Genomic DNA, 24,669 nt, shown 5'->3' with positions numbered 1-24,669 from the left:
CCCCGTCTCAGCCCGCGGCCTGCGGTTGCGCCGGCGGCGGCGCGCTGCCGGCGGCGGCCGGGTTGGCGGCGGCCGGACGCGCCAGCGGGCGCGTGTCCAGGGTGTCGAGCAACTGGATCGCCTCGTGCTCCATGGCCACGATGTACTCGGCGATGCGGCCGCGGAACCAGCGGTGCGCGACCAGCGCCGGCACCGCCACGATCATGCCGGTGGCGGTGCAGATCAGCGCGTAGCCGATGCCGCCGGCGAGTTCGTTGACGTCGCCTATGCCGCTTTTGCCGATCACCATGAACATCTTGATCATGCCGACCACGGTGCCGAACAGGCCCAGCAACGGGCCGGCGGCGGAGATCGTGCCCAAGGTGTTGAGGTAGCGCTCCATGCGGTGGACCAGATGGCGGCCCACGTCCTCGATGCGCTCGCGGATCTCCTCGCGCGGACGGCCGCGCACGTCCAGCGCGGCGGCCAGCAGCGCGCCCAGCGGCGAGGTGGCGCGCAGGGACTCGATGTGGGCCGGGTCCAGCTTGCCGCGGCTGGCCCAGGCGCGGACTTCCTTGCCCAGGTCGGGCGGCAGCACCGCCTTGCGCCGCAGGGTCCATAGCCGCTCGATGATGATCGCCAGCGCGATGGCCGACAGCAGCAACAGCGGGATCATCGGCCAACCGCCGGCCTTGACCAGTTCCAGCACTCGCGAACCTCCGGCCCAACGGCCGCCTCATTCCGGCCGATAGGATAGCCCAGCCGGTGCGGCCCCGGTCCGCCGGGCCGCGTCCCACAGCCTCGGATGTGCCTGGCGTCGCGTTTCCACCCGGACCGTGCCGGCCGCGATCGGCGGCCCCAGGCGCAGGCGCAGCGCGCCGGCCTGGGCGGTGTCCCAGGTCCGCGCGCCGGCCGCCCGCCAGCGCGCCAGCACCTGCGGCTTGGGGTGGCCATAGCGGTTGCCGTAGCCGCTGGACACCAGCGCGTGGCGGGCGCCGGTGGCGGCGACGAAGGCCGGATCGGAGGAGCCGCGGCTGCCGTGGTGGGCCACCAGCACCACCTCGGCGCGCAGGGCGCCGCCGCCGCGCTCGCGCGCGCGGCGGACCAGATCGCGCTCGACGATCTGGCCGATGTCGCCGGTCAGCAGCACCGCGCCCCGGTCGGTCTCGATGCGCAGCACGCAGCTGGATTCGTTGCGCAGGTAGGGAAAGTACGGCGGCGGGTGCAGGAAGCGGAAACGCACGCCATCCCAGGTCCAGGCCTCGCCGGCCACACAGGGCCGCAGGCCGGTCAGGCCCACGCCCTCGGGCGCGGACCGCTGCCGGGCCGGATAGGCGCGCAACACCGCCTGCAATCCGCCGGCATGGTCGTTGTCGCCGTGGCTGAGCACCACGCGATCCAGGCTGCGCACGCCCAAGGCGCGCAAGGCAGGCACCACCGCGCGCTCGCCAGCGTCGTAGCCCTCGGGCGCGGCGGGGCCGAAGTCGTAGAGCAGCTCGTGACGGGCGGTGCGCACGTGCACCGACAAGCCCTGCCCTACGTCGATGACGTTCAGCTCCACCTGCCCCGGCACGGGCAGGTCGCGGTCCGGCCATAACAGGGGTAGCCACAGCAACGCCGCCAGCGGCTTGCCCGGCGTGCCGCGCGGCAGCAGCAGCCAGAACGCACCCAGCAATGCCAACGGCAGCGCGAACCAGCGCGGCTCCGGCAGCCACCACAGCGCCAGCCGGCCCGACCCCAGATGCTCGAACAACGGCCAGCTCGCATCGAAGCACCACGCGGCCAAACGCCAGACGGCACTGCCCCATCCTGCGTGCAGCAACTCCAGACCGGTGCCCAGCAACGCCAGCGGCACCACCACCAGGCTCCACCATGGCACCGCGATCAGGTTCGCGAACGGGCCTGCCAGCGAAGCCTGGCCGAACAACGCCGCGCACAGCGGCAGCAAACCCAGCGTGGCCACGCCTTGCGCCGACAGGAAGTCGCGCAGGAGCGAGCGCTGGCCTGCGCCGTGCGGCAGGCACCACATCAGCCAGGCCACGCCCAGGAAACTCAGCCAGAAGCCCGCGCCCAGCAGGGCCAGGGGATCGACCAGCCATACCGCCAGCGCGACCAGCGCCAGCGTCGCGGCGCCATCGAAGCGGCGACGCGACAGGCGCAAACCGGCCACCACCGCGATCATCAGCAAGGTGCGCACGGTCGGCAGGGCGAAGCCGGCCAGCGCCGCATACAGCAAGGCGCCTATCGCTGCCGCCGTAGCTGCGCCCATCGGTCTGGGTACCTGCCGGCCCAACGCCGGCCAGACCCACCACAGCCCGCGCGCAAGCAAGGCGAAGAAGCCCGCGACCAGGCCAACGTGAAAACCGGAGATCGCGATCAGGTGGGTCAGGCCGTTGGCGCGCAGCAGCTCCCAGTCGCGGTCGTCCAGCGCCCGCGTGTCGCCTAGCGCCAGTGCACGCACGAAGCGCGAAGACGGCGCCACGACCGACTCGGCGATGCGGCCTGACAGACGTTCGCGCAGCGCTTGCAGTCCGCTCGCGGGCGTCAGCAAGCTGCCGCGCTCAGGCGCAAACAGAACGCCAGTGGCGGTGAGGCCCTGCATCAGCGCGTACTTCTCGGCATCGCCGACGCCAGGGTTGCGCAGACCGCGCGGTGCGCGCAGGCGCGCCTGCCAGCGCCAGGCCTGGCCGGCGCGCAGGCGCGCGCGTGCGGCGCGATCCTCGCTGTACCAGGACAGGCGCAGCTCGCGGCCGCGCAGGGCGTTGGATTGCGTGGCGTCGTCGTCGACGCGGAACAGGAACACCGTGCGCCGCGGCTCGTGCACCGGCAGGTCGACGATGCGCCCCGCTACTTCGATCGGTCTACGCCCCCAATCGGTCGGCAGCTGCAGCGATAAGGCATATGCCGCGTGCAGACCGGCCCAGGCGAAACCCAGGATCAACGCACCCAAAAGGCGAACGCTGCGGCGACTGCGCCACCACAGCGTCAGTGCGCTGAGCAGCAACGCCAGCAAGGCCGGCACCGGCCACAGCTGCGGCACGCTCAGGCCGGCGACGGCGCCCAGCAGCGCGGCTGCGGCGACCGCGGGGCCTAGAGGAGCGAACGGCGGATTTGGTGGGGCGTTGGCCATGCCTGCGCTTGCTGCGGAGATGGCATCAGCTTCGCGGCAGCAGGGTCTGCGCGGCATCGGGCTTGCCGCGGTGGCGATGTAGGAATGTCCTGATGTTGGCGTAGTGCAATTCGCCGCGGGCCCGCCGAGAAGATCGCGGGCGCTGGAGCGAATAGACGCGACACGCACTAAGATCGACCCGTCACACCCACCCACTTCCGCCGCGTCACACCCCTCCGCGCAAGGACCGTCAATGACCAGCCGCAACGAACTACTAGCCCTGCTGCGCGACCTGGACGATCAGGACCCGGACCATTTCCCGCTGGTCACTCTGGATCAGTACTTCAGCCAGAACGACCAGGAGGATTCGATCGCGCCGAACCAATGGGGCTACGGGCGGCCGCCGCTACGCGAGCTGTATGCGCGCCTCAAGGCCATTGAGGCACGCGCCGATGTGCAAGGCATATATGTGGGCCTGCATCAGGAATGGGGCGAGGCGCTGGACGACGACGAGCTGTGGCCGGCGGCCGAGAACGTGCACGTGTATTCCAGCGCGCCGCCGGAAGTAGCCGACAGCTGGATCGAAGGGCTGGAATCGGACGGCATCAGCGAAGGCTGGCCTTACGGCAAGCATGCCGCGTCGCCTGAGCCGCCCGAGGGCTACCGGGTGTACACGATCTATTGGGATTGACGAGCGCGCCAGGTCGGCGCGCTTGTCGTCATCGAAGTTGCGCGGTCGCGGCTAACGCCGCTCCTACCCCAAAGCCGCCTCCGCTATCGGTGGCGGATCGTGTGAGGTCGCTCAAACTTCCGACTGCGCCAGCTGCCGCAACCGGCCTTCGTGCAGTTCCAGCACGCGGTCCAAGCGGCGCGCGAGGCGGCGGTCGTGGGTGACCAGGACCAGGCTGGTGCCCTGCTCCCGGTTCAAACCCAGCATCAGCTCGAACACGGTGGCGGCGGTCTTCTCGTCGAGGTTGCCGGTGGGCTCGTCGCCGAGCACGCAGGCGGGCTGGTTGACCAGCGCGCGCGCGACCGCGGCGCGCTGGCGTTCGCCGCCCGACAGTTCGCCGGGCTTGTGCGCCAGGCGGTGGCCCAGGCCCACCGATTCCAGCAGCGCCTGGGCGCGGCGGCTGGCCTCGGGCACCGCGGTGCCGGCCAGCAGCACCGGCATCATCACGTTCTCCAACGCGGTGAACTCGGGCAGCAGGTGGTGGAACTGGTAGACGAAGCCCAGCGCGCGGTTGCGCAAGGCGCCGCGCGCGGCGTCCGACAGCGCGCTCATGCGCTGCCCGGCCACGAAGACCTCACCCGCGGTGGGCGTGTCCAGGCCGCCCAGCAGGTGCAGCAAGGTGCTCTTGCCCGCGCCGGAGGCGCCGAGAATAGCCACGGTTTCGCCGCGCTGCACGGCGAAATCCAGGCCGTCGAACACCGGCGTGCGCATTTTGCCTTCGGCATAGGTCATGCCCAGGCCGGTGCACTGGATCACCGCGCCGTCGGTGTCGGTCGCAGGCGCCGCGTCGGTAGCCTTACTCATAACGCAGCGCCTCGGCCGGAGCCGTGCGCGCGGCGCGCCAGGCGGGATAGATGGTGGCCAGAAAGGCCATGACCAGGGCCACCGCGGCGATCGCGATCACGTCGCTCGATTGCAGATCGGTGGGCAGGCCGGTGATGTAGTAGACGTCCTCGGGCAGCAATTGCACGCCCAGCACGGTTTCGATGGCCTTGAGGATGTGCTCCAGGTTCAAGGTCAGGGCGATGCCGCCGATCACGCCCAGCACGGTGCCGATCACGCCGATCAGGGTGCCCTGAACCACGAACACCTGCATGACCCCGCGCGGGGTCAGACCCAGGGTGCGCAGGATCGCGATGTCGGCCTGCTTGTCGGTGACCAGCATGACCTGCGAGGACACCAGGTTGAACGCGCCCATGGCGATGATCAGCGACAGCAGGATCGCCATGATGGTCTTTTCCATCTTCAGCGCGCGGAACATGTTGGCGTTGTCGCTGGTCCAGTCGCTGACCTGATACGGGCCGCCCAGGCTCAGCGCCAGGTCGCGGGCCACGTCCCAGGCGCGGTCCATGTCGTGCAGCTTCAGGCGCACGCCGGTGACGCCCTCGCCCATGCGCAACACGCGCTGCATGTCGTGCAGGTTGGCCACGGCCAGACCCTTGTCGAACTCGTTGTAGCCGGCCTCGAAGATGCCGCTGACGGTGAAGCGCTTGAGCTGCGGCAGCGCGCCCATCGGGGTGCTGCGGAAGTCGGACGTCATCAGCACCACGTGATCGCCCACGCCCACGCCCAGCCACAGCGCCAGCTCCTTGCCGAGCACGATGTTGTAGCTGCCGGGGGTCAGGTCCTCCAGGCGACCCTGCACCATCTTCTCGGCCAGCACCGACACCTTGCGCTCCTGTTCGGGCAGGATGCCGCGCACCATCGCCGGCTGATTGCGCGCGCCCGACAGCAGGGCTTCTTTTTCCACGTAGGGCGCGGCGCCGGAGACGCGTTTGTCGGCCACCGCCACGTCCACCGCGCGCTGCCAGTCCAGCAGCGGCTCGCCGTAGGCGCTGACGGTGGCGTGGGCGGCCATCTGCAGCATGCGGTCGCGGATCTCGCGCTGGAAGCCGCTCATCACCGCCAGGGTGGTGATGAGCGCGATCACGCCCAGTGCGATGCCCAGCACCGAGGCCAGCGAGATGAAGGAGATGAAGCCGTTGCGGCGTTTGGCGCGCAGGTAGCGCAGGCCGATGGCGACGGGGACGGGTTTGAACATATCCGGCTATGGTGCCATCGAACGCGGGTCTGGCGTAGGCGTTATGACCGAAGCAGCCAGCCGGAGTTCACGCCGCGCTGTGGCGCCCAGGGCGTCGGGCCAGCCGATCCGGTAACGGCGGCGGCGCCCCTGCCGGAACGACAGGCAGGCCAAAGGGCCGCGCCAGTGCAGGCGCGGCTGGCACAACTCCACGCCGTCCAGATGGAATCGGCCCGCGGCCACGACCAGGGCTTGCGGCGGCCGGCGCAGTTCGCGCCGCGCCAGCCAGGCGCCGTACAGCGCCGCAACGGCGGCCAGCGGCCAGGCCCAGGGCCGCGGCAGCTCGCAGTTCAGCACGGCCACGGCGGCGAGCAGGCCGATCAGGGCCAGCGCGGCGGCCAGGCCGCGCGAGGGCAGCCAGTCAAGCCTGCCCTCGCGTGCCTTAGGCGGGGGCCGGCATGGCGCGGATGCGTTGGATGAGCGCGTCGAGCTCGGCATCGGGACAGGCCTCGTAGCCCATGAACCAGCGCCAGAGCTTATCGTCCTCGCAATCCAGCAGACGTAGGAAAACCCCGCGCTGGGCTTCGGAATCCTGCGCCCAGGCGCGGTCGAGATAACGGCCGAACAACTGGTCCAGTTCGCGCATGCCGCGGCGGCTGCGCCAGCGCAGGCGGCGCAGCTCGGTGTCGTCAGCGTCGCTCATCGCTCTTCCCGCCGGTCTCAGCCGCCGCCTCGGCCCGGTATCCGCACATGCCCTCGTCGGGCTTGCGCTCGCAGTAGTCGGCCAGCTGCGCGGCCACTTCGGGATCGCGCGCGACCAGGTCGCGGGTGCTGGCGTTCAGGGCATCGACGATGGCATCACTCTCCAGCACCTTGGTCATCAGCGCCACGCCGGACTCGGTCTGGCTGTGCGCCAGGATGCGCGAACGCTGGTCCTCGTCGGTCTTGGATTCCAGGCAGGCGGGATAACCCTCCGGCCCCTTGGCCATGTCCGCCAGACAGCCGAACTCGATCCGGCCTATGTCGCTCTTGGCATGGGCAACGCCGTCGCGCAGCACCGCGACCGGCGTATCGGCGGCCAGCGAGCGCGCCAGCGAATCGGCCATGACCTCGCGCGACATGTCGCGCACCACGCGCCGCTTCATCTCCAGGTCTTTGGGATCGGTGGCGACATTGGCTTCGCTGGCGAAACGGTTGACGATGCCGTCGAGCAGATCGACGAAGCGCGCGCTGACCACGTAGTCGCGTGCGAGCGCCACCGACTCGGCCGACGGCTCGGCCGCAGCGGCGGACAACGATGCCAGCGCGAGCGCGGCCGACAGCGAGAACCTGGCAACGCCACAGGCGCGCGGCTGGCTCGCAGGGGTACGGTGGGTCATGGGCTCCATGCTCATATCGATGCCTCGCAGAGGCAGTGGCCGTTGACGCGGAACGAACCCTACGAATACGCCGTTCATGCGCGCAACAGGCCCCACGCCAGGTAACCCCACAGCGCCCACAACACCAGGGCACCGGCGACGTAAGCCAGGAAGCGGTGCATCACCTTGTTGTAGCCGCAATGGATCAGGCTGTGCAGCACGCGCAAGACCACGAAGGCCCAGGCCAGCGCCAGTACGGTGCGGTCGCCCAACTGGGTCAGCGCGGCCATGGTCAGCGCCAGGTAGAACAGCACCGGCAGCTCGAACAGGTTGCGGAAGTTGTCGGCCGCCGTGCTCTGGGTGAGCCTGGCCGCGGCCTGGGCCGACGTCGCCACCGCCTGCGGATGGATGCGGTCGCGGCGCATCTGGCCGATGCGCACCCAATACAGGCGCAGCCAGACCAGCAGGCTCAGCGCCGCCATCGCGGCGGCGGGAAGGAACAGGGTCTTGGGGTCCATCGCTCGCCTGCGTTGAGGGGATCGATGCGGATGGTAGCGGTGCGCGCGGGCCGGCGGGGGGCTCGGCGCATACCCGGCTGGCGCGAGGCCGCCCAGCGCGGCGCCGGAACGTAGCGCCGCTCCGGCGATGGCGGCCGGGATCAGACCCGGCGCGCCAGCATCAGCTTCTTGATCTCGCCGATGGCCTGCGCGGGGTTCAGGCCCTTCGGGCAGGTGCGCGCGCAGTTCATGATGGTGTGGCAGCGGTAGAGCTTGAACGGGTCTTCCAGATCGTCCAGGCGCGCACCGGTGTCCTCGTCGCGCGAATCGATGATCCAGCGATAGGCCTGCAGCAGGATCGCCGGGCCCAGGTAGCGGTCGCCGTTCCACCAGTAGCTGGGGCAGCTGGTCGAGCAGCAGGCGCACAGGATGCACTCGTACAAGCCATCGAGCTTCTTGCGGTCTTCCGGCGTCTGCAGGCGCTCGCGGTCGGACGGCGCCGCGCTCTGCGTGCGCAGCCAGGGCTTGATCGAGGCGTACTGGGCGTAGAAGTGGGTCAGGTCCGGCACCAGGTCCTTGACCACGTCCATGTGCGGCAGCGGGTAGATCGGCACCTCCGCCTTGCCCTTGCAGTCGGAAATCGCCTTGGTGCAGGCCAGGGTGTTGGTGCCGTCGATGTTCATCGCGCACGAACCGCAGATGCCTTCGCGGCAGGAGCGGCGGAAGGTGAGCGTGGGGTCGATCTCGTTCTTGATCTTGATCAGCGCATCCAGAACCATCGGACCGCAGGTCGCCATGTCCACCTCGTAGGTGTCCACGCGCGGGTTCATGCCGTCGTCGGGGTTCCAGCGGTAGACCTTGAAGGTGCGCGGCTGCTTGGCGCCCGGCGAGGCCCAATGGCGGCCCTTCTGGATCTGCGAGTTCTTCGGTAGGACGAATTGGGCCATGCTGGCGGTCTCTGGGCTAGCGTCGGTACGGGTCGGGGGCGGCGCGCAGCGGGTGCGCGCCATGGAGGCCGATCAGTACTTGCGCTCCTTGGGCGGGACGTAGGCGACGTCGTCGGTGAGCGTGTAGTTGTGCACCGGGCGGTAGTCGATGCGGGTCTGGCCGCTCTCGTCCACGTAGCACAGCGTGTGCTTCTGCCACTCGGCGTCGTTGCGCGTCGGGAAATCCTCGCGCGCATGGGCGCCGCGCGATTCGGTGCGGTTCTCGGCCGAGACGATGGTCGCCAGCGCCTGACCGAGCAGGTTCGACAGCTCGTAGGTCTCGATCAGGTCCGAGTTCCAGATCAGCGAGCGGTCGGTCACCTTGACGTCGGCGAACGAGGCGTGGATGTCGCGGATCTTGCGCACGCCGTCGCTCAGGGTCTCGCCGGTGCGGAACACCGCGGCGTCGGCCTGCATGGTGCGCTGCATCTTGTCGCGGATGACCGAGGTCGGGGTGCCGCCGTTGGCGTTGCGCAGCTTGTCCAGGCGCGCCAGCGCCGTGTCGCAGGCGTCGGCCGCCAGCTTGGGCAGGGTGGCGCCCGGGGTGACGGTCTCGGCGCAGCGGTTGGCCACCGCGCGGCCGAACACCACCAGGTCCAGCAGCGAGTTCGAGCCCAGGCGGTTGGCGCCGTGCACCGACACGCAGGCCGCCTCGCCGATGGCGTACAGGCCCGGCACCACCGCGTCGGGGTCGCCGTTGCGCAGTTGCACCACTTCGCCGTGGTAGTTGGTCGGAATGCCGCCCATGTTGTAGTGCACGGTCGGGATGACCGGGATCGGTTCCTTCTCCACGTCCACGTTGGCGAAGATGCGCGCCGACTCGGCGATGCCCGGCAGCTTCTCGTGGATGACTTCCGGGCCCAGATGGGTCAGGTCGAGCAGGATGTGGTCCTTGTGCTCGCCCACGCCGCGGCCTTCGCGGATTTCGATGGTCATCGAACGGCTGACCATGTCGCGCGGCGCCAGGTCCTTCACGCTGGGCGCGTAGCGCTCCATGAAGCGCTCGCCGTTGCTGTTGCGCAGGATGCCGCCTTCGCCGCGCACGCCCTCGGTGATCAGGCAGCCGGCGCCGTAGATGCCGGTGGGGTGGAACTGCACGAACTCCATGTCCTGCAGGCCCAGGCCGGCGCGCAGGGCCATGCCGCCGCCGTCGCCGGTGCAGGTGTGGGCCGAGGTCGCGGAGAAATAGGCGCGGCCGTAGCCACCGGTGGCCAGCACCGTGCCCTGGGCGCGGAACAGGTGCAGCGTGCCTTCTGCCATGTCCAGGGCGAGCACGCCGCGGCAGGCGCCGTCGGCGTCCATGATCAGGTCGAGGGCGAAGTACTCGATGAAGAACTGCGCGTCGTGCGCCAGCGACTGCTGGTACAGGGTGTGCAGGATCGCGTGGCCGGTGCGGTCGGCCGCGGCGCAGGTGCGCTGCGCCGGCGGGCCTTCGCCGTACTTGGTGGTCATGCCGCCGAACGGGCGCTGGTAGATCTTGCCCTCTTCGGTGCGCGAGAACGGCACGCCCTGGTGCTCGAGCTCGATGATGGCCGGAATGGCCTCCTTGCACATGTACTCGATCGCGTCCTGGTCGCCCAGCCAGTCCGAACCCTTGACGGTATCGAAGAAGTGGTAGCGCCAGTCGTCCTCGCCCATGTTGGCCAGCGCGGCGGAAATGCCGCCCTGCGCCGCCACGGTGTGCGAACGGGTCGGGAACACCTTGGTGATGCAGGCGGTCTTCAGGCCCTTCTGGGCCAGACCGAAGGTGGCGCGCAGGCCGGCGCCGCCGGCGCCGACCACGAGCATGTCGAACTTGTGTTCCTGGATCTTGTAGGCAGCGGCCACGGTCAGGCTCCCAGCGCGATGCGGATAACGGCGAGCACGCTAGCGAGCGCAGCGAGGACGCAGACGAAAACGACGGCGATTTGCGAAGCCACCGCCAGGCCGGGACTGTGCACGTAGTCCTCGATGACCACCTGCAGGCCGAGCTTGGCGTGCCAGAACATCGCCACCAGGAACGCCACCAGCAACACGGCGTTGCAGGGGTGGGCAACCGAGGCGCGGACCGAGGCATAGTCGCCGCCGATCCAGGAGATCACCAGCCCGACCACGTACAGGCACAGGAAGATCAGCGCGATCGCGGTGACGCGCTGGACCACGAAGTGGTGGGTGCCGTCCTTCGCCGAGCCCAGGCCGCGCGCGGTCTTGAGCGGATTGCGCAGCTGCTTCTGGCTGAAGATGCTCATGCGCCACCCCGCTGCATCATCGCCACCAGCCAGATCAGCGCGGTCACCACCAGGCTGCCGATCACGCTGATCCAGCCGTTGCGCACGAAGGTCGCGACCTTGTAGGCGTAGCCGGCGTCCTGGATCAGATGGCGGATGCCGTTGAGCAGGTGGTAGGCGAAGGCCCAGGTCCAGCCGAACAGGATCAGGAAGCCCAGCGGCGAGCGCGCGCAGGCGGTGAACTGGGCCCAGGCCTCCGGACCGGCCGCCAGGGCGACCAGGGCCCAGGCGATCAGCAGGGCGCCGACGGAAAGGATGCAACCGGTAATCCGGTGCACGATCGAGGTCACCATCTGGATCTGCCAGGCATAGACCTGCAGATGCGGCGACAAGGGACGTTCGCGGTTCGCCATGAGCGTATGGCTGTCTCGGCTGGGCGGCGGCGCCGCGTGGCGGGGAAGGGTCGGGGGTGGTGCGGCTGGACGGGCGTAGCTAGAAGTCGATGCAGCGGCCGTTCTTTTCCCAGTCGCCGTAGCGGGTGGGTTCGGGACCGTCGCGGCCGCCGAATTCCTGGCTCGGCGGCGCAGCGCTGCCGGAGGCCGGAACCGAGGGTGCGGGGATCTCGGACACCTGGCTGGGGGGCACGGGGTCCGCCGCTGCGTCCGGGGTGGTTTGGCCTATCATCACAGCGTTAAATCTTAATTCCCGCCCCCATGCATGACAACCCGCAGGCCCCGTCCGGACAGGCCACCGCCCTGCCCGGCCACCGCCTGATCGAGCTTTCCGGCCGCGATGCGGCGGCTTTCGCGCAGGCGCAGTTCATGAACGACGTGGCCGCGCTGACGCCCGGCCACTGGCAGTGGAGCGGCTGGCTGACGCCGAAAGGCCGCGTGATCGCGCTGATGGCTTTGCTGCGTTTGGCCGATGAGCGGATCTGGCTGCTGCTGCCCGATGCCGACGCCGAGGCCTTCGCCGCGGCCCTGCGCCGGTTCCTGTTCCGCAGCAAGACCACGATCGTCGTCCGCGACGATCTGCGCGCGGTCGGCCGCTACGGCGCGCCGCAGGCGGCGCTGGGCGCCGTTCTGGCCGACGACGAGGCCACGGGCCTGGAGTTGGACTACCGCGGCGAAGGCGTCGAGCGCAGCCTGCGCATCGTCGCCGCCGACGCGGCCGGGCCGGAGGACGCCGACTTCGCCCGGCGCTGGGCCCTGGACGACCTGCGCCACGGCCTGCCGCGCCTGGGCCCGGACCAGGCCGAGCAATGGACGCCGCAGCAGCTGTCGCTGGAGCGGCTGCAGGCCTTCAGCGTGAAGAAGGGCTGCTACCCCGGCCAGGAGATCGTGGCGCGCACGCATTTCCTGGGGAAGGCGAAGCGGGGGTTGATGCGTTTGCGCGGCGCGGGGGTGAGCGCGCCGGCCGAAGTGCAGGCGCAGGCCGATACGGCTACGAGCGTGGCCGGCCAGTTGATTTGCGCGGCGGCGGACGAAGGCCTGGCGGTGATGCCGTTGGATGCGGCGCCGGTGCCGTTGCTGGTCGGCGGGCAGGCTTGCGAAGTGCTGCCGCTGCTGGCTGGCTTGGCGCGCTGAGGCGACGCCGTGCCCCATTCCCCTGGAAACGAGCCGCGACGCAGATTGCCGGTAGCGAAGCAAGCCCGCAGTCGCGCGATCGCGGCTCACGCCGCTCCCACCGCTCCCACAGAACGCCAACCGAGGCCTGCTTTGGGGTAGGAGCGGCGTAAGCCGCGATGCGTCGCCGCGCACAGCGGCGCGGCGTCAGGGCGTTGCGTGGTCGCGGCTCACGCCGCTCCTACCCCAAAGCATCCCGGCGCTGTGGATCAAGCCAGCGTGTCGGCCGCGGCGACGATGTCGTCGTCGCCCGGGATCACCAGGAACGCGGCGCCGGCCAGCGGGGTGTAGGTGTCCACGCCGACCACGCGGCGGAACGGGCGGCCGCCGTAGCCGCCTTCGGCGATCGCGGTGACCACGCCCTCGCCCACGCCGGCGCTGCGGCGGCCTTCGTCGACCACGATGATGCGCTTGGCGCTGCGCGCCTGTTCGACGATGTAGGCGTCGTTCAAGGGCACCAGCCAGCGCAGGTCGACCACGCGGGTCTTCCAGCCGTGCTTGGCCTCGATCGCGCGCGCGGCGCGCAGGCTCATCGGCACGCCATTGCCGTAGCTGAAGATCACCAGGTCGTCGCCGTCGCCGTACACGCGGCCCTCGCCCAGCGGCATCGCTTCATCGGGCGAGGGATAGCTGGTCATCCATTGGCCGTCGCCGGCCTCGTACAGGTCCTTGGTCATGTACAGCGCGATCGGCTCCAGGAACACCGACACGCGCCCGTCCACCTTGGCCAGCGCGGCCAGGGTGCGCAGCATGGTCGCCGCGTCGTCGCCGCGCGAGGGGCAGCCGACCACCAGGCCGGGGATGTCGCGCAGCGCGGTGATCGAGTTGTCGTTGTGGAAGTGGCCGCCGAAACCGCGCTGGTAGCCCAAGCCGGCGATGCGCACCACCATCGGGTTGCGGTACTGGTCGTTGCTGAAGAACTGCAGCGACGCGGCCTCGCCGCGGATCTGGTCGCAGGCGTTGTGGAAATACGCCAGGTACTGGATTTCCGGAATCGGCAGCAGGCCAACGTTGGCGAAGCCCTGGGCCATGCCCAAGATCATGGTTTCGTCCAGCAGCGTGTTGAACACGCGGCGCGGGCCGAACGCCTTCTGCAGGCCCTTGGTCACCGTGTACACGCCGCCCTTCTGCGCCACGTCCTCGCCGAACAGCAGGGTCTCGGGGTACTTGGCGAACAGGTCGTGCAGCGCGTTGTTGATCTGGATCGCCAGATGCCGCGGCGGCTGCTGCTCCGGCAGCTTGGCTTCGCCGCCGAACACCTCCAGGCGGCGCGTACCGTAATCGGCGCGCTGGGCCTCGGCCTGGACCGCGGCGGGCGTGTACGGCGCCAGCGGCGCGACCACGTCGGCCAGGCGGTCCAGCTTGGGCCGGCGGTCGGCCTCTTCGGCCGCGGCGAAGCAGCGCTTGCGCGTGGCCTCGTACAGCTCCAGCACCTGCTCCTTCGACATCAGCCCCGATTCCAGCGCGATCGCGGCGGACCTCAACAGCGGGTCGCTGGCCTCCACCGCGCACAACTCATCGACCGAGCGCCATTCGATCTCGAAGTCGGTGCCGGCGTGGCCCATGATCCGGGTGGTGCGCAGGTGCAGGAAGGTCGGGCGGCGGCTGCGGCGGCAATGCTCGACCGCGCGCTGCACCTGGCCGTAGCCGTTGGCCAGGTCCAGACCGTCGGCGGCGAAGTAATCCAGCCCGTCCATGTTGCGGAAGCGGTTGCCGATCCAGCCGCCCGGCGTCTTCACCGAGATGCCGATGCCGTTGTCCTCGCACACGAACAGCACCGGCGCCGGCAGCTTCTGGTAAGCGGTCCAGGCCGCGGCGTTGAACGCGGTCTGCGCGGTGGCGTGGTTGGCCGAGGCGTCGCCGAACGAGCAGATCGCGATGCTGTCGTCGGGAATCGGCAGCGCATGGCCCAGGCGGCGCGCGGTCTCGATGGCCACGGCGGTGCCCAAGGCCTTGGGCAGGTGCGAGGCGATGGTCGAGGTCTGCGGCAGCACCCACAGGGGCTTGCTGCCCCACACCTTATGCCGGCCGCCGGAGGCCGGATCGTCCTTGCTGGCGGCGAAGGACAGCGCCGAATCCATCACCGGGTCCATGCCCGGCAGCTTGCGGAAGCGTTCGGCCATGAAGCCGCCGCTGCGGTAATGCAGGAACGCCGGATCGGTGTGGCGGGTCAGGCGCGCGACCATCGCGTTGCCTTCGTGGCCGCTGGAACCGATGGTGTAGAAGACCTTGTTCTGCACGCGCAGCACGCGCGCCATCAGATCCAGATGGCGGCTGATCAACTGCGACTCGAACAAGTCGGCGAAGCCTCGCGCGTCCAGCGCGCTGCCCTCCAGCACCGCCTCGTGCGCGGCCGGGCGCGCGTCGGCGCGGCCGTCCCAGTGGCGCACGAACTCGACGAAGTTGACGTCGCAGATTTCGGCGCGGTTGAGCCCCTTCATCCGCGCCGGAATCGGGCTGGGCACGGTGTTGAAGCTGGGGAAGCCGTTGAAGAGCGGAGACTGCGGTTGCGCGGACATCGGGCACTCCGCCGCCCGCGAGGGCGGCCAATCGGGAAAGGGTCAGGCGGTTTGGGCGATGCGGTCGGCCGCTAGGGCGTCGGGTTCGGGCAAGGGCACGAAGCCCGGCGTGGCGCGCACCCGCGCCAGCCAGGCGCGCAGCGCCGGGTACGGCGCCAGCGCCACGCCGCCGTGCTCGGCCACGTCGGTGTAGGCGAACAGGGCGATGTCGGCGATGCCGTAGGCGCCGGCGCTGAACCAGTCGTTGGATTGCAGGTGCCGCTCCATCACCGCCAGCGCCTGGTGCGAGCGCTCGCGCAGGCGCGGCAGTTCGGCGCGGCGCGGCGAATCCAGCGGCGTCCAGCCGGCGATGAAGCGCGCCACCGCCACGTAGGGCTCGTGGCTGTACTGCTCGAAATTCATCCAGCTCAAGGTCTGCGCGCGCGCCCAGCGGTCTTCGGCCAGGAACGGCGTGCCCTGCGCCAGGTAGTACAGGATGGCGTTGGATTCGGTCAGCGTGCGTCCGTCTTGCAGTTGCAGCACCGGCACCTTGCCGTTGGGGTTGAGCGCCAGGAACTCGGGCGTGCGGGTGGCGCCGTTGGGGCTGTCCACCTCGACCCAGTCGTAGGGCTGGCCGAGCGGCTCCAGCAGCATGCGCAGCTTGTGGCAATTGCCCGAAGGCGAGAAACCGTGGATGGCGATCATGCCTATGCTCCGTTGCGGCGCGCGCGCCATTGTTCGCGGGTCTGCCCCCACACTTCCACCTCGTTCTCGTGGAAGGGTTCGGGCAGGCGGTCCTGGCGCAGGTACGCCGCGCCGACCTTGGCCGCCACGCCCTTGGACGCCAGGTTGCCGGCGTCGATGGTGTGGATGACCTCGTCCCAGCCCAGATGCTCGAAGGCCCAGTCCACCGCGGCATGCGCGGCCTCGGCGGCATAGCCCTGCCCGCCCGCGTCCTGGACGATGCTCCAGCCCACCTCGGTACCCGGCCAGCCCTCGGGCTGCCAGGGGCCGACCCGGCCGATCCAGCGACCGGAGGATTTTTCGAACACCGAGAAGAAGCCGTAGCCGAGCGCGGCCCAGGAACCGATCACCGACATCATCCCGCGCCAAGCCACCGGACGCGGCTGCGGGCCGCCGATGTAACGCAGGTAATCGCCGGAAGCCATGAACTGCGCCCAGGCGTCGAAATCCTGCAGTTGCGGCGGCCTCAGCAGCAGGCGCGGGGTTTCCAGTTCGATGTCGGGAATCGTCATCATGGCGCGGCTTTCCCTGTCTGATGTGCGTCGCGTTCGTAGCCCCTCTCCCGCGCGCGGGAGAGGGGTTGGGGTGAGGGCCGCGCCGCAGCTTGCGCCGTTACCGACTGGCGCGCGCCCTCATCCGGCCCTGCGGGCCACCTTCTCCCGCAAGCGGGAGAAGTAAGATCGTGCTGCCTTTGGGCAGCGGCACTTAAAAAGCGTTGATACCGGTCAGCTCGCGGCCCACCACCAGCTGGTGCACGGTCTCCGTGCCCTCGTAGGTGATCACCGATTCCAGGTTCAGCGCATGACGGATCGCGGCGTGTTCGGTGGTGATGCCGGCGCCGCCGAGCAGGTCGCGGCATTCGCGCGCGATGTCGATGGCCAGGCGGCAGTTGTTCCACTTCGCCAGGGACACCTGGGTCGGCTGCATCTGGCCGGCGTCCTTCAGTCGGCCCAGCTGCAGCACCAGCAGCTGCGCCAGGGTGATGCGGCGCGACATCTCGGCCATCTTGATCTGCGCCGACTGCGTGGCCGCCACCGGGCGGCCGAACAGGATGCGCTCCTTGGTGTAGCCCAGCACCTCGTCCAGGCAGGCGATGGCCGCGCCGATCGGGCCCCAGGTGATGCCGTAGCGGGCCTGGGTCAGGCAGCCCAGCGGACCCTTCAGGCCCTTCACGTTGGGCAGGCGGTTGGCCTCGGGCACGCGCACGTTGTCGAAGAACAGCGACGAGGTCACCGACGCGCGCAGGCTCATCTTGTGCTTGATTTCCTGGGCGGCGAAGCCGGGCATGCCCTTCTCCACCACGAAGCCCTGGATGCCCTCGTCGGTCTGCGCCCAGACGATGGCGATGTCGGCCAGGTTGCCGTTGGTGATCCACATCTTGGAACCGTTGAGGATCCAGTCGCCGCCGTCCTTGCGCGCGTTGGTCTTCATGTTGGCCGGGTCGGAACCGCCGTGCGGCTCGGTCAGGCCGAAGCAGCCGATGATCTCGCCGCGTGCCATGCCGGGCAGCCAGCGCATGCGCTGCTCTTCGCTGCCGTAGGCGTAGATCGGGTACATGCACAGCGAGGACTGCACGCTGACGAAGCTGCGGATGCCGCTGTCGCCGCGCTCCAGCTCCTGGCAGATCAGGCCGTAGCTGACCGCGTTGAGGCCGGCGCAGCCGTACTGCTCGGGCAGCGAGGAGCCCAGCAGGCCCAGTTCGGCGATCTCCGACACCAGCTCCTTGGGGAAGCGGCCCTGGTCGAAAGCGTCGCCGATGATCGGCAGCACGCGCTCGTTGGTGAAGCGGGCCACGGTGTCCTGAACGGCGCGCTCCTCTTCGCTGAGCAGGGAACGGACGTCGAACAGATCGTAGGGATTCAGGGCCATGGCGCGCTCAGGAGACCGGTCGGGGCAGAAAGATCCCCATTGTATCGGCCGCGCCCGGCCGGGGTAAGGCCGAACACCGGGCCCGCACGCTCGCTGTAAGCGTTATCACCTGCGATCGGCCGCGCAAAAAGCGACGGGGCCGGTTGCCCGGCCCCGTCGTTGCTGCGTGTCGCGCGGCGGCGATCAGCCGCGGCTGTTGCCGCTGCCGGCGCTGGCGGTCTGGGTGACCACCTGGCCGTCGATGACCGGCAGCTGCTGGCCCGGGCGCTCGTCCATGCGGATGGTCTGGTTCTGGCCCTGGTAGCGGTAGGTCACGTCGTAGCCCACCACCTTGTCCTCCGAGCCCAGGGCGATGCGGCTGCCCGGCTTGCTCTCGGTGCGCATGGTGCCGGTGGTGCCGTCCGGATTGCGGTAGGTCACGTTGTAGGCGACCACGCGCGAGGACTGCGAGCTTTCCGACACCGTGTGGCACTGGCGCTCGGTGCGGTTCACCACGCGGCCGCCGACATGGTTGCGGTCGACGCGGTTGCCGATGTAGCCGCCGGCCACGGCGCCGGCCGCGGTCGCGGCCTTCTTGCCGTTGCCGCCGCCGATCTGGTTGCCGATCAGGCCGCCGATAACCGCGCCGGCCACGGTGCCGCCGACGTTGCCGTCGCGCTCGGGCAGGCGGTCCTGCACCACCACGTCTTCGCAGACTTCGCGCGGGGTGGAGCTGGTGCTGGTCTCGCGCACCGGGTCGGTGCCGATCACGGTGGCGTAGAGCTTTTCCTTTTCGTTGATCGGCTTGACGTTGATCACGTCGGCGTACTCGACGTCCGGCTTGCCGGTGGTGGCGATCGCGCCGTTCGGGGCGATATCGCCTTCGGCGGTGGCCAGGGCCGAGCCGTCGGCCGCGGTCAACGCGGTCGGCGCGGCCGCGTCGTTGCCGCGGAAGCTCTGAAACGCCGCTACGGCGACGCCGCCTACCAGCAGCGAAGCCAGGGCAACAGCCAACATGTTCTTGTTCATCGTGAACCTCCTGCGGCGGTACGGTTTTCGCGGGGACGACCCGCGGGTGTGGACGGCGCCATTCCACCACCGGAAACCTGAATGAGCGCCTATTGAAAATGGCCAATCTGTCCCCTGCATGAACCCTTTGCGACGACGTGCTAGCGTGTTTGGCAACGCGCGTCACACCCGGACCCTCGGCCATGGCCAACCCCCTGCTCGCTCCCCTGATGGGCTTCCTCGGACGCTTGAGCTACCCGCGTCTGTTCGTGCTCACCGCCACGCTGTTCGCGCTGGACCTGATCATTCCGGACTTCATCCCGCTGGCCGACGAAATCCTGCTCGGCCTGGGCACCCTGTTGCTGGCCAACTGGAAGAGCCGCAAGGCCGCACCGCTGGAGCCGCCCGCCCCGCCCGCGCCGCCGCCGCGCTGAGCGCATGGCGGCGCTGGTCGACAGCCACTGCCATCTGGATGCGCCGGAGTTCGACCCCGACCGCGCGCAGGTGATCGCGCGTGCGCGCGCCGCGGGCGTGCGCCGGCAGGTGTTGCCCGCGGTGGCGGCCGATACTTGGCCGGCCTTGCGCGCGGTTTGCAGCGAGGCCGAGGGTCTCTATCCCGCCTACGGTCTGCATCCGATGTACTTGGCGCGCCATCGCCCCGAGCATCTGCAGGAGCTGGGCGACTGGATCCAGCGCGAACGCCCGGTGGCGGTCGGCGAATGCGGTTTGGACTATTTCGTCGAAGGCCTGGACCCGGAAGCGCAGTCGCTTTACTTCGAAGGCCAGCTACGGCTGGCGCGCGACTTCGACCTGCCGGTAATCGTGCATGCGCGGCGCGCTGTCGATGCGGTGATCGCCGCGATCCGCCGCACCGGTCCGCTACGCGGCGTGGTGCACAGCTATTCGGGCAGCGAGGAGCAGGCCAAGCAACTGTGGAAGGCCGGCTTCCTGCTCGGCTTGGGCGGGCCGGTCACCTACGAGCGCGCCAACCGGCTGCGCCGGCTGGCGGCGCAAATGCCGGTCGAGTATCTGCTGTTGGAAACCGATGCGCCGGATCAGCCCGATGCGGGCATACGCGGGCAGCGCAACGAGCCGGCGCGGTTGACCCAGGTGCGCGATGTGATCGCACAGTTGCGTGGCGTCGAACCGGAGGCCTTGGCCGAGGCGACCAGTGCGAATGCGGAGCGGTTGTTTCGGTTGCCGTCGCTGGCGGCGTAGCCGCGCCAGCAATCGGGGTAACGAATCGCGACTTACGTCGCTCCCAGCTAAAGCCGTGCGTGCCTTGGGGTAGGAGCGGCGTGAGCCGCGACTGCGCAGTAGCCGAAGTGACGTGGTCGCGGCTCACGCCGCTCCTACCCCACAGCATTTCTCACGAATGCGCGGCCTAATGCATGCGCTTTCCGTGAGAGCGGCGTGAGCCGCGATTTCGTCGCAGCGCAAGCGGCGCGGTCGCGGCTTGCGCCGCTCCTACAGGGAGCTATCCAGCACCGGCTCGGGCGCCTTGGCCTTGGCCTTGAGCAGCAGTTCCAGGACGCGGCCGACGGCGGCGAAGGCGAAGGTGCCGGTGATGTGGGTGGCCGCGCCCAGGCCGGCGCCGCAGTCGAGTTTGAGCGCGGCGTCGGCGTCGAGCTTGGGGCGCAGGCCGCAGACGGTGCCGTCGGCCTGCGGATACTTCACGTTTTCCAGCGAGTACACCGCCGGCACGCCGAAGTAGCGGTCGGGGTTGCGCGGAAAGTTGAATTCGCTGCGCAGCTTCTTGCGGATCAGGGCCAGCATCGCATCGTGTTCGGTGCGCGAGAGGTCGCGCACGCGCACCAGGGTCGGGTCGGTGCGGCCGCCGGCCGAGCCCACCGCGATCACCGCTTGCTTGCGCCGCCGGCACCAGGCGATCAGCTCGACCTTGCTGCGGAAACTGTCGCAGGCATCCAGCACCAGATCGAAGCCGCGGTTCAGCAGTTCGTCCAGGTTGGACGGGGTCAGGAAGCTGGCCACCGCATCCACGTCGATGGCCGGGTTGATCGCGCGGCAGCGCTCGGCCATGGCCTCGACCTTGGCGCGGCCGTATTGGCCTTCCAACGCCGGCAGCTGGCGGTTGGTGTTGGACACGCACAGGTCGTCGGCATCGATCAGGGTCAGGTGGCCCACGCCGCTGCGCGCCAGCGCCTCCACCGCCCAGGATCCCACCCCGCCCATGCCGACCACGGCCACGCGGCAAGTCGCCAGGCGCGCGACGGTGCCGGCGCCATACAGCCGGTCGACGCCGGCGAACCGCTCCCGCCAGGCGGGAGCCAATGCATTTTCGCTCATGGCGTCCATTGTAATGGTGCCAAGCCCTTGGGCCCCTGGCGGAACCCGCAACGCTGCGTGTTAAGGTTCGGCCATCTTGGATGGAGGCCAGGCAATGAGCGATACCCAGCCCAACACCGCCGCCGCTGCGCCACGCAAGGGCAACGGCAGGAAGTACCTGTTCCTGTTCCTGATCGGCCTGGTGATGGGCGCGGTCGGCGCGGTGATGCTGATGCGCGCCTGGCAGGCGCGCCAGGACCCCTTCCCCGACAGCGTGATGCATGTGCAGCAGTGGCACCTGAAGCAATTGCACGACCGCGTCGCCGAGAACCGCTGCGCGGCCACCGACACCCTGCCCAACCTCAAGGCCCTGCGCACCACCGCCGACGATCTGGAACGCGCCTTCCCGGACCTGAAGGACGACCAGCGTTTCGGTCAGCACGCCAGCAAGATGCGCGGCGCGCTGGACAGCGCCCTGGCCAGCCCGCCGCTGAACTGCGCCGGCGTGACCACGGTGGCCGAGCAGATCGGCGAAGCCTGCAAGGGCTGCCACCAGGACTTCCGCGGCTGAGCCAGCGCCGCCGCCACCCCGCCGCGGGCTGAACGCGCGGCGGGCGATGGCACTGGATTGATGGCTTGTTCACGTAACGACGCCTAGCTTGGACTGCGCGTGGCGAGTGACGCCACTCGCCCTACCCTCGCAGGAGATCGGAATGAACACCCAATCGCTACGTCTGCTCGGCGTCGCCACCGCCGCGACCTTGGCCCTGGCCGGTTGCGCCACGTCGGGTTATTCCTCCGGCGGCTACGGTGGCGGTTACAACAGCCCGCAGCCCAGCTACGGCGCACCGGCCAACTGCTACGACTGCGGCACCGTGACCCGGATCGAACAGATCTCCGGCAGCGCCGCGCCCAGCAAGACCGGTGCGGTGCTGGGCGGCATCGTCGGCGCGGTCGCCGGCCACGAAATCTCGTCGCACACCGGCGGCAGCAAGGGCAACCAGAACGTCGCCGCGGTGGCCGGCGCGGTCGGCGGCGCGATCGCCGGCAACGCCATCCAGAAGAACGTCTCCGGCGCGCGCTTCAACGTCTACGTGCGCATGAACGACGGCCGCACCACGGTGGTGACCCAGAACGATCTGGGAGGCATTCGCGAAGGCGGCTATGTGCGCGTCTACAACGGCCGCGCCTGGGCGCAGTAAGCGACCTGCCTCCCCAGCAACGCAGTTTCCAAGCCACGGCGGCCCGCAAAAGCGGGCCGCTTTTTTTGTGCCTGTTTTATGCAGGCATCGCAGCGCAGCGGCTGTTGCGGCGCAACATGGACGGTTCCAGTTTGCGGCTTCGTTATACCGGTCACGTTTAGGCGATGCCGGCGCGCACATCGCAGGCATGCGCAGTGCGCTTGGGGGGACTAGTGTCGACAGGTCCGCCCCCCTCGGACCCACCACATTCACAGACATGGAGATCGGTCGAATGAAGCTATTGCACGTCGTTTCCGGCACCGCCGTCCTCGTCGGCGCCATCGCCGCGGCCACCGCCGCCTCCCCCGCTGCCCCGGGCAATCCGCTGCGCGTCAACATCGGCGCCTTCCACGGCGTGGGCGCGCTTTCCGCCGGCGACGCGCTGCAGGGCGCGGTCGAAGTGGAGATCACCAACACCAGCCGCCGCACCGTGCGCCTGCCCAAGTGGCAGCTGCCGACCGAGGAGCTGAGCTCCAACCTGTTCGAGGTCAGCGTCGACGGCGTCAAGGTCGACTACCAGGGCCCGATGATCAAGCAGCGCGCGCCGCAGGCCGAGGATTACGCGATCCTGCGCCCGGGCGAGACCTACCGCGTGGTGGTCGACCTGGCGTCGGCCTACGACCTGTCGCAGGCCGGCGATTACACCGTGACCTACAACGCGCCGCTGCAGTTCGCCTCCACCGACGACCGCAAGATGCTGCGCCAGGCCAACGGCCTGCCGATGAGCGCGCGCAGTGCGCCGATGCGCCTGTGGGTGGACGGCGGCTTCAAGCTCGACGCGGCCCAGCGCGTGAGCGCCAAGGCCAAGCCGGTGGGCCCGACCCAGGTGGTCAACGGCGTCAACTACGTGGGCTGCACCAGCTCCCGCATCACCACCGCCGGCCAGGCCGTGACCGCTGCGCGCAACTACTCCGAAAACGCCAAGGGCTACCTCAACGGCGGCACCGTGGGCGCGCGCTATACCACCTGGTTCGGCGCCTACACCTCTTCGCGCTACAGCACCGCGCGCCAGCACTTCGTCTCGATCGATTCGGCCATGGACCAGAACAGCGGCCAGATCACGATCAATTGCGGCTGCACCAGCAGCGCCTATGCTTACGTGTATCCGAACCAGCCGTACCAGATCTACGTGTGCCGGGCGTTCTGGAACGCGCCGCTGACCGGCACCGATTCCAAGGCCGGCACGCTGATCCACGAGATGAGCCACTTCAACGCGGTGGCCGGCACCGACGACCACGTCTACGGCCAGAGCGGCGCCAAGAACCTGGCGATCAGCAACCCGACCAATGCCTTGGACAACGCCGACAACCACGAGTACTTCGCCGAGAACACCCCGTTCCAGAACTGAGCGGCGCTCGAACGCGAAGTAAACGAGCGCAACGAAGAAACGGCCCGCCATGGCGGGCCGTTTTCTTGTCCGTGCGCGGATGCGCTTGCGCCGATCGTCGAAACGGCAACCACGGCGGAATCGCGGCGGTCGCCATCGGAAAAGCGCTCGCGCAAAAAGAAAAGCCCGGCTCGCGCCGGGCTTTTCGAAGTCCTGTGCGTCGCCTCGCGGCGCCGCCGGATCGGCGTCTGCCTTACAGCGGCTCGACGGCGTCGGCCTGCAGGCCCTTCTGGCCCTGGACGACGGTGAAGGAAACCTTCTGGCCTTCCTTCAGGCTCTTGAAGCCCTGCGACTGGATCGCGCGGAAGTGCACGAACACGTCCTCGCCGTTCTCGCGGCTGATGAAGCCGAAGCCCTTCGCATCGTTGAACCACTTGACGGTACCGAATTCACGGTTCGACATTTTTGCTGCTCCTTGAACGTTGGATGTTTAACGCAGCTCGCGCCGCGTGCTGGTTGCAAGGAGGAAGCGAGGTGCAACGATGTAGCGGATCGAGGATCAACCGCATCGGGCCACGATTCACGGTGACCCTTGGCAAACACAGCGCCCGCACGGTACCCCGCCATGGGGCAAAATGCAAACAGCCCGGGCAGCCCGTCCGGACAGGGTTTCGGAATGGATTTGACCAATGTGTTTTACGTGCTGGCGGGCCTGCTGATCCTGGTCGGAATCGCCGGTACGGTGCTGCCGGCGCTGCCCGGTTTGCCGCTGGTATTCGCCGGCATGGTGCTGGCCGCCTGGGCCGGCGATTTCCAGCAGGTCGGCTGGATCATGCTGACCGTGCTGGGCCTGCTGACCCTGCTGTCGATCGGCGTGGATTTCCTGGCCACGGCCATGGGCGCCAAGCGCGTGGGCGCCAGCAAACTGGCCTTGGTCGGCGCGGTGGTCGGCACCTTCGCCGGGCTGTTCTTCGCTCCCATCGGCCTGCTGGCGGGCCCCTTCCTGGGCGCCCTGGTCGGCGAGTTGATCCACAGCCGCCAGCTCGGCCAGGCGACCAAGGTCGGCTTCGGCACCTGGGTCGGCATCGTCATCGGCACGGTGCTGAAGCTGGGCCTGGCCTTCGCGATGGTGGCGCTGTTCGTGGCGGCCTGGATCTTCTGAGCCGCGCGGCTTTTCGCACTGCAACATTCCGCGGCGCACGCGGT

27 protein-coding genes and 1 pseudogene are annotated in these 24,669 nt (G+C 69.2%); 8 read left to right on the top strand and 20 right to left on the bottom strand.

Annotation, left to right across the window (positions count from 1 at the left end):
• Window positions 1–7: 7 nt before the first annotated feature.
• A complete protein-coding gene (locus DX914_RS04000; protein ID WP_115857755.1) occupies window positions 8–688 on the bottom strand; it encodes a MotA/TolQ/ExbB proton channel family protein in 681 nt (226 codons plus the stop codon).
• Window positions 582–3,109 (bottom strand): annotated as a pseudogene (locus DX914_RS03995) (ComEC/Rec2 family competence protein); the annotation flags it as partial. The gene DX914_RS04000 and the pseudogene DX914_RS03995, both read right to left, overlap by 107 nt.
• 232 nt (window positions 3,110–3,341) lie before the next feature.
• Here DX914_RS03995 and DX914_RS03990 point away from each other — a divergent pair.
• The gene (locus tag DX914_RS03990) at window positions 3,342–3,779 is read left to right on the top strand and encodes a hypothetical protein (protein WP_115857753.1); all 438 of its coding nucleotides are present in this window, start codon (window positions 3,342–3,344) and stop codon (window positions 3,777–3,779) included.
• A gap of 111 nt (window positions 3,780–3,890) precedes the next feature.
• Here DX914_RS03990 and lolD read toward each other — a convergent pair whose 3' ends face one another.
• From lolD to DX914_RS03935, 11 genes are all read right to left on the bottom strand, one after another.
• Entirely contained in the window at window positions 3,891–4,622 is a 732-nt protein-coding gene (gene lolD / locus DX914_RS03985) for a lipoprotein-releasing ABC transporter ATP-binding protein LolD (protein ID WP_115857752.1), read from the bottom strand.
• A complete protein-coding gene (locus tag DX914_RS03980; RefSeq protein ID WP_115857751.1) occupies window positions 4,615–5,859 on the bottom strand; it encodes a lipoprotein-releasing ABC transporter permease subunit in 1,245 nt (414 codons plus the stop codon). The genes lolD and DX914_RS03980 overlap by 8 nt, the downstream gene beginning before the upstream one ends.
• Window positions 5,860–5,865: 6 nt before the next feature.
• Window positions 5,866–6,201 (bottom strand): hypothetical protein, encoded by a 336-nt coding sequence (locus DX914_RS03975; protein ID WP_231118136.1) that lies wholly within the window; start codon window positions 6,199–6,201, stop codon window positions 5,866–5,868.
• Between the two features lie 79 nt (window positions 6,202–6,280).
• The gene (locus DX914_RS03970) at window positions 6,281–6,541 is read right to left on the bottom strand and encodes an FAD assembly factor SdhE (protein WP_115857749.1); all 261 of its coding nucleotides are present in this window, start codon (window positions 6,539–6,541) and stop codon (window positions 6,281–6,283) included.
• On the bottom strand, window positions 6,528–7,217 hold the full coding sequence (locus DX914_RS03965) for a hypothetical protein (protein ID WP_147300598.1): 690 nt from the start codon (window positions 7,215–7,217) through the stop codon (window positions 6,528–6,530). The genes DX914_RS03970 and DX914_RS03965 overlap by 14 nt, the downstream gene beginning before the upstream one ends.
• Window positions 7,218–7,291: 74 nt before the next feature.
• Window positions 7,292–7,714, bottom strand: a complete 423-nt coding sequence (locus DX914_RS03960; RefSeq protein WP_115857747.1) for an MAPEG family protein — start codon at window positions 7,712–7,714, stop codon at window positions 7,292–7,294.
• Window positions 7,715–7,854: 140 nt separating this feature from the next.
• Window positions 7,855–8,640, bottom strand: coding sequence for a succinate dehydrogenase iron-sulfur subunit (locus DX914_RS03955; RefSeq protein WP_115857746.1), 786 nt, complete (start codon window positions 8,638–8,640; stop codon window positions 7,855–7,857).
• Between the two features lie 72 nt (window positions 8,641–8,712).
• Window positions 8,713–10,467 carry a succinate dehydrogenase flavoprotein subunit gene (sdhA, locus tag DX914_RS03950; RefSeq protein WP_231118217.1) on the bottom strand — a complete coding sequence of 585 codons (1,755 nt, stop codon included), beginning with the start codon at window positions 10,465–10,467 and terminating at the stop codon, window positions 8,713–8,715.
• A 41-nt stretch (window positions 10,468–10,508) separates the two neighbouring features.
• Window positions 10,509–10,907 carry a succinate dehydrogenase, hydrophobic membrane anchor protein gene (gene sdhD, locus DX914_RS03945; RefSeq protein WP_115857744.1) on the bottom strand — a complete coding sequence of 133 codons (399 nt, stop codon included), beginning with the start codon at window positions 10,905–10,907 and terminating at the stop codon, window positions 10,509–10,511.
• A complete protein-coding gene (gene sdhC / locus DX914_RS03940) occupies window positions 10,904–11,299 on the bottom strand; it encodes a succinate dehydrogenase, cytochrome b556 subunit (RefSeq protein WP_115857743.1) in 396 nt (131 codons plus the stop codon). The genes sdhD and sdhC overlap by 4 nt, the downstream gene beginning before the upstream one ends.
• Window positions 11,300–11,378: 79 nt before the next feature.
• Window positions 11,379–11,531 (bottom strand): DUF1674 domain-containing protein, encoded by a 153-nt coding sequence (locus tag DX914_RS03935; RefSeq protein ID WP_115859122.1) that lies wholly within the window; start codon window positions 11,529–11,531, stop codon window positions 11,379–11,381.
• Between the two features lie 68 nt (window positions 11,532–11,599).
• Between DX914_RS03935 and ygfZ the strand changes: the two genes are divergently transcribed.
• On the top strand, window positions 11,600–12,472 hold the full coding sequence (gene ygfZ, locus DX914_RS03930) for a CAF17-like 4Fe-4S cluster assembly/insertion protein YgfZ (RefSeq protein WP_115857742.1): 873 nt from the start codon (window positions 11,600–11,602) through the stop codon (window positions 12,470–12,472).
• 248 nt (window positions 12,473–12,720) lie between these two features.
• Here ygfZ and DX914_RS03925 read toward each other — a convergent pair whose 3' ends face one another.
• The 5 genes from DX914_RS03925 to DX914_RS03905 all read right to left on the bottom strand — a co-directional run bounded on the left by DX914_RS03925 (window position 12,721) and on the right by DX914_RS03905 (window position 18,630).
• Window positions 12,721–14,952, bottom strand: coding sequence for a thiamine pyrophosphate-dependent enzyme (locus tag DX914_RS03925; protein ID WP_425480669.1), 2,232 nt, complete (start codon window positions 14,950–14,952; stop codon window positions 12,721–12,723).
• A 120-nt stretch (window positions 14,953–15,072) separates the two neighbouring features.
• A complete protein-coding gene (locus tag DX914_RS03920) occupies window positions 15,073–15,714 on the bottom strand; it encodes a glutathione S-transferase family protein (RefSeq protein WP_115857740.1) in 642 nt (213 codons plus the stop codon).
• A 2-nt stretch (window positions 15,715–15,716) separates the two neighbouring features.
• Window positions 15,717–16,265, bottom strand: coding sequence for a GNAT family N-acetyltransferase (locus tag DX914_RS03915; RefSeq protein WP_115859121.1), 549 nt, complete (start codon window positions 16,263–16,265; stop codon window positions 15,717–15,719).
• A gap of 193 nt (window positions 16,266–16,458) precedes the next feature.
• Window positions 16,459–17,622, bottom strand: a complete 1,164-nt coding sequence (locus tag DX914_RS03910) for an acyl-CoA dehydrogenase family protein (protein ID WP_115857739.1) — start codon at window positions 17,620–17,622, stop codon at window positions 16,459–16,461.
• 183 nt (window positions 17,623–17,805) lie between these two features.
• Window positions 17,806–18,630: a glycine zipper 2TM domain-containing protein gene (locus DX914_RS03905; protein ID WP_269204236.1), complete on the bottom strand. Its 825-nt coding sequence runs from the start codon at window positions 18,628–18,630 to the stop codon at window positions 17,806–17,808.
• A 182-nt stretch (window positions 18,631–18,812) separates the two neighbouring features.
• Between DX914_RS03905 and DX914_RS03900 the strand changes: the two genes are divergently transcribed.
• Window positions 18,813–19,043, top strand: coding sequence for a DUF6116 family protein (locus DX914_RS03900; RefSeq protein ID WP_115857738.1), 231 nt, complete (start codon window positions 18,813–18,815; stop codon window positions 19,041–19,043).
• A gap of 4 nt (window positions 19,044–19,047) precedes the next feature.
• Window positions 19,048–19,827: a TatD family hydrolase gene (locus DX914_RS03895; RefSeq protein WP_115857737.1), complete on the top strand. Its 780-nt coding sequence runs from the start codon at window positions 19,048–19,050 to the stop codon at window positions 19,825–19,827.
• Window positions 19,828–20,076: 249 nt separating this feature from the next.
• Here DX914_RS03895 and DX914_RS03890 read toward each other — a convergent pair whose 3' ends face one another.
• Window positions 20,077–20,901: a tRNA threonylcarbamoyladenosine dehydratase gene (locus DX914_RS03890; RefSeq protein ID WP_115859119.1), complete on the bottom strand. Its 825-nt coding sequence runs from the start codon at window positions 20,899–20,901 to the stop codon at window positions 20,077–20,079.
• Window positions 20,902–21,010: 109 nt separating this feature from the next.
• Between DX914_RS03890 and DX914_RS03885 the strand changes: the two genes are divergently transcribed.
• The 3 genes from DX914_RS03885 to DX914_RS03875 all read left to right on the top strand — a co-directional run bounded on the left by DX914_RS03885 (window position 21,011) and on the right by DX914_RS03875 (window position 23,484).
• Window positions 21,011–21,466, top strand: coding sequence for a hypothetical protein (locus DX914_RS03885; protein ID WP_115857736.1), 456 nt, complete (start codon window positions 21,011–21,013; stop codon window positions 21,464–21,466).
• A gap of 142 nt (window positions 21,467–21,608) precedes the next feature.
• Window positions 21,609–22,097 (top strand): glycine zipper 2TM domain-containing protein, encoded by a 489-nt coding sequence (locus tag DX914_RS03880; protein WP_115857735.1) that lies wholly within the window; start codon window positions 21,609–21,611, stop codon window positions 22,095–22,097.
• A 271-nt stretch (window positions 22,098–22,368) separates the two neighbouring features.
• Window positions 22,369–23,484, top strand: a complete 1,116-nt coding sequence (locus tag DX914_RS03875) for a M35 family metalloendopeptidase (RefSeq protein ID WP_115857734.1) — start codon at window positions 22,369–22,371, stop codon at window positions 23,482–23,484.
• 232 nt (window positions 23,485–23,716) lie between these two features.
• Here the strand turns inward: DX914_RS03875 and DX914_RS03870 are convergent, their stop codons facing one another.
• Window positions 23,717–23,926: a cold-shock protein gene (locus tag DX914_RS03870; protein ID WP_055906256.1), complete on the bottom strand. Its 210-nt coding sequence runs from the start codon at window positions 23,924–23,926 to the stop codon at window positions 23,717–23,719.
• A gap of 213 nt (window positions 23,927–24,139) precedes the next feature.
• Here DX914_RS03870 and DX914_RS03865 point away from each other — a divergent pair, with 213 nt between their 5' ends.
• Entirely contained in the window at window positions 24,140–24,625 is a 486-nt protein-coding gene (locus DX914_RS03865) for a DUF456 domain-containing protein (protein WP_115857733.1), read from the top strand.
• Window positions 24,626–24,669 lie beyond the last annotated feature (44 nt).

Origin of the sequence: Lysobacter silvisoli (genome assembly GCF_003382365.1) — a bacterium.
Lineage (GTDB): Bacteria > Pseudomonadota > Gammaproteobacteria > Xanthomonadales > Xanthomonadaceae > Lysobacter > Lysobacter silvisoli.
This window is presented reverse-complemented; position numbering and strand designations above follow the sequence as displayed.

Excerpts from the sequence above, each read along its gene's own strand:
- DX914_RS03905 (WP_269204236.1), bottom strand. The coding sequence starts at position 18,630 with ATGAACAAGAACATGTTGGCTGTTGCCCTGGCTTCGCTGCTGGTAGGC.
- DX914_RS03895 (WP_115857737.1), top strand. The coding sequence starts at position 19,048 with ATGGCGGCGCTGGTCGACAGCCACTGCCATCTGGATGCGCCGGAGTTC.
- DX914_RS03910 (WP_115857739.1), bottom strand. The coding sequence starts at position 17,622 with ATGGCCCTGAATCCCTACGATCTGTTCGACGTCCGTTCCCTGCTCAGC.
- DX914_RS03970 (WP_115857749.1), bottom strand. The coding sequence starts at position 6,541 with ATGAGCGACGCTGACGACACCGAGCTGCGCCGCCTGCGCTGGCGCAGC.
- DX914_RS03900 (WP_115857738.1), top strand. The coding sequence starts at position 18,813 with ATGGCCAACCCCCTGCTCGCTCCCCTGATGGGCTTCCTCGGACGCTTG.
- lolD (WP_115857752.1), bottom strand. The coding sequence starts at position 4,622 with ATGAGTAAGGCTACCGACGCGGCGCCTGCGACCGACACCGACGGCGCG.
- sdhA (WP_231118217.1), bottom strand. The coding sequence starts at position 10,467 with ATGCTCGTGGTCGGCGCCGGCGGCGCCGGCCTGCGCGCCACCTTCGGT.
- sdhC (WP_115857743.1), bottom strand. The coding sequence starts at position 11,299 with ATGGCGAACCGCGAACGTCCCTTGTCGCCGCATCTGCAGGTCTATGCC.
- DX914_RS03955 (WP_115857746.1), bottom strand. The coding sequence starts at position 8,640 with ATGGCCCAATTCGTCCTACCGAAGAACTCGCAGATCCAGAAGGGCCGC.
- DX914_RS03920 (WP_115857740.1), bottom strand. The coding sequence starts at position 15,714 with ATGATCGCCATCCACGGTTTCTCGCCTTCGGGCAATTGCCACAAGCTG.
- sdhD (WP_115857744.1), bottom strand. The coding sequence starts at position 10,907 with ATGAGCATCTTCAGCCAGAAGCAGCTGCGCAATCCGCTCAAGACCGCG.
- DX914_RS03885 (WP_115857736.1), top strand. The coding sequence starts at position 21,011 with ATGAGCGATACCCAGCCCAACACCGCCGCCGCTGCGCCACGCAAGGGC.
- DX914_RS03875 (WP_115857734.1), top strand. The coding sequence starts at position 22,369 with ATGAAGCTATTGCACGTCGTTTCCGGCACCGCCGTCCTCGTCGGCGCC.
- DX914_RS03915 (WP_115859121.1), bottom strand. The coding sequence starts at position 16,265 with ATGACGATTCCCGACATCGAACTGGAAACCCCGCGCCTGCTGCTGAGG.
- DX914_RS03960 (WP_115857747.1), bottom strand. The coding sequence starts at position 7,714 with ATGGACCCCAAGACCCTGTTCCTTCCCGCCGCCGCGATGGCGGCGCTG.
- DX914_RS03925 (WP_425480669.1), bottom strand. The coding sequence starts at position 14,952 with ATGAAGGGGCTCAACCGCGCCGAAATCTGCGACGTCAACTTCGTCGAG.
- DX914_RS03880 (WP_115857735.1), top strand. The coding sequence starts at position 21,609 with ATGAACACCCAATCGCTACGTCTGCTCGGCGTCGCCACCGCCGCGACC.
- DX914_RS03870 (WP_055906256.1), bottom strand. The coding sequence starts at position 23,926 with ATGTCGAACCGTGAATTCGGTACCGTCAAGTGGTTCAACGATGCGAAG.
- DX914_RS03965 (WP_147300598.1), bottom strand. The coding sequence starts at position 7,217 with ATGACCCACCGTACCCCTGCGAGCCAGCCGCGCGCCTGTGGCGTTGCC.
- DX914_RS03980 (WP_115857751.1), bottom strand. The coding sequence starts at position 5,859 with ATGTTCAAACCCGTCCCCGTCGCCATCGGCCTGCGCTACCTGCGCGCC.
- DX914_RS03990 (WP_115857753.1), top strand. The coding sequence starts at position 3,342 with ATGACCAGCCGCAACGAACTACTAGCCCTGCTGCGCGACCTGGACGAT.
- DX914_RS03865 (WP_115857733.1), top strand. The coding sequence starts at position 24,140 with ATGGATTTGACCAATGTGTTTTACGTGCTGGCGGGCCTGCTGATCCTG.
- ygfZ (WP_115857742.1), top strand. The coding sequence starts at position 11,600 with ATGCATGACAACCCGCAGGCCCCGTCCGGACAGGCCACCGCCCTGCCC.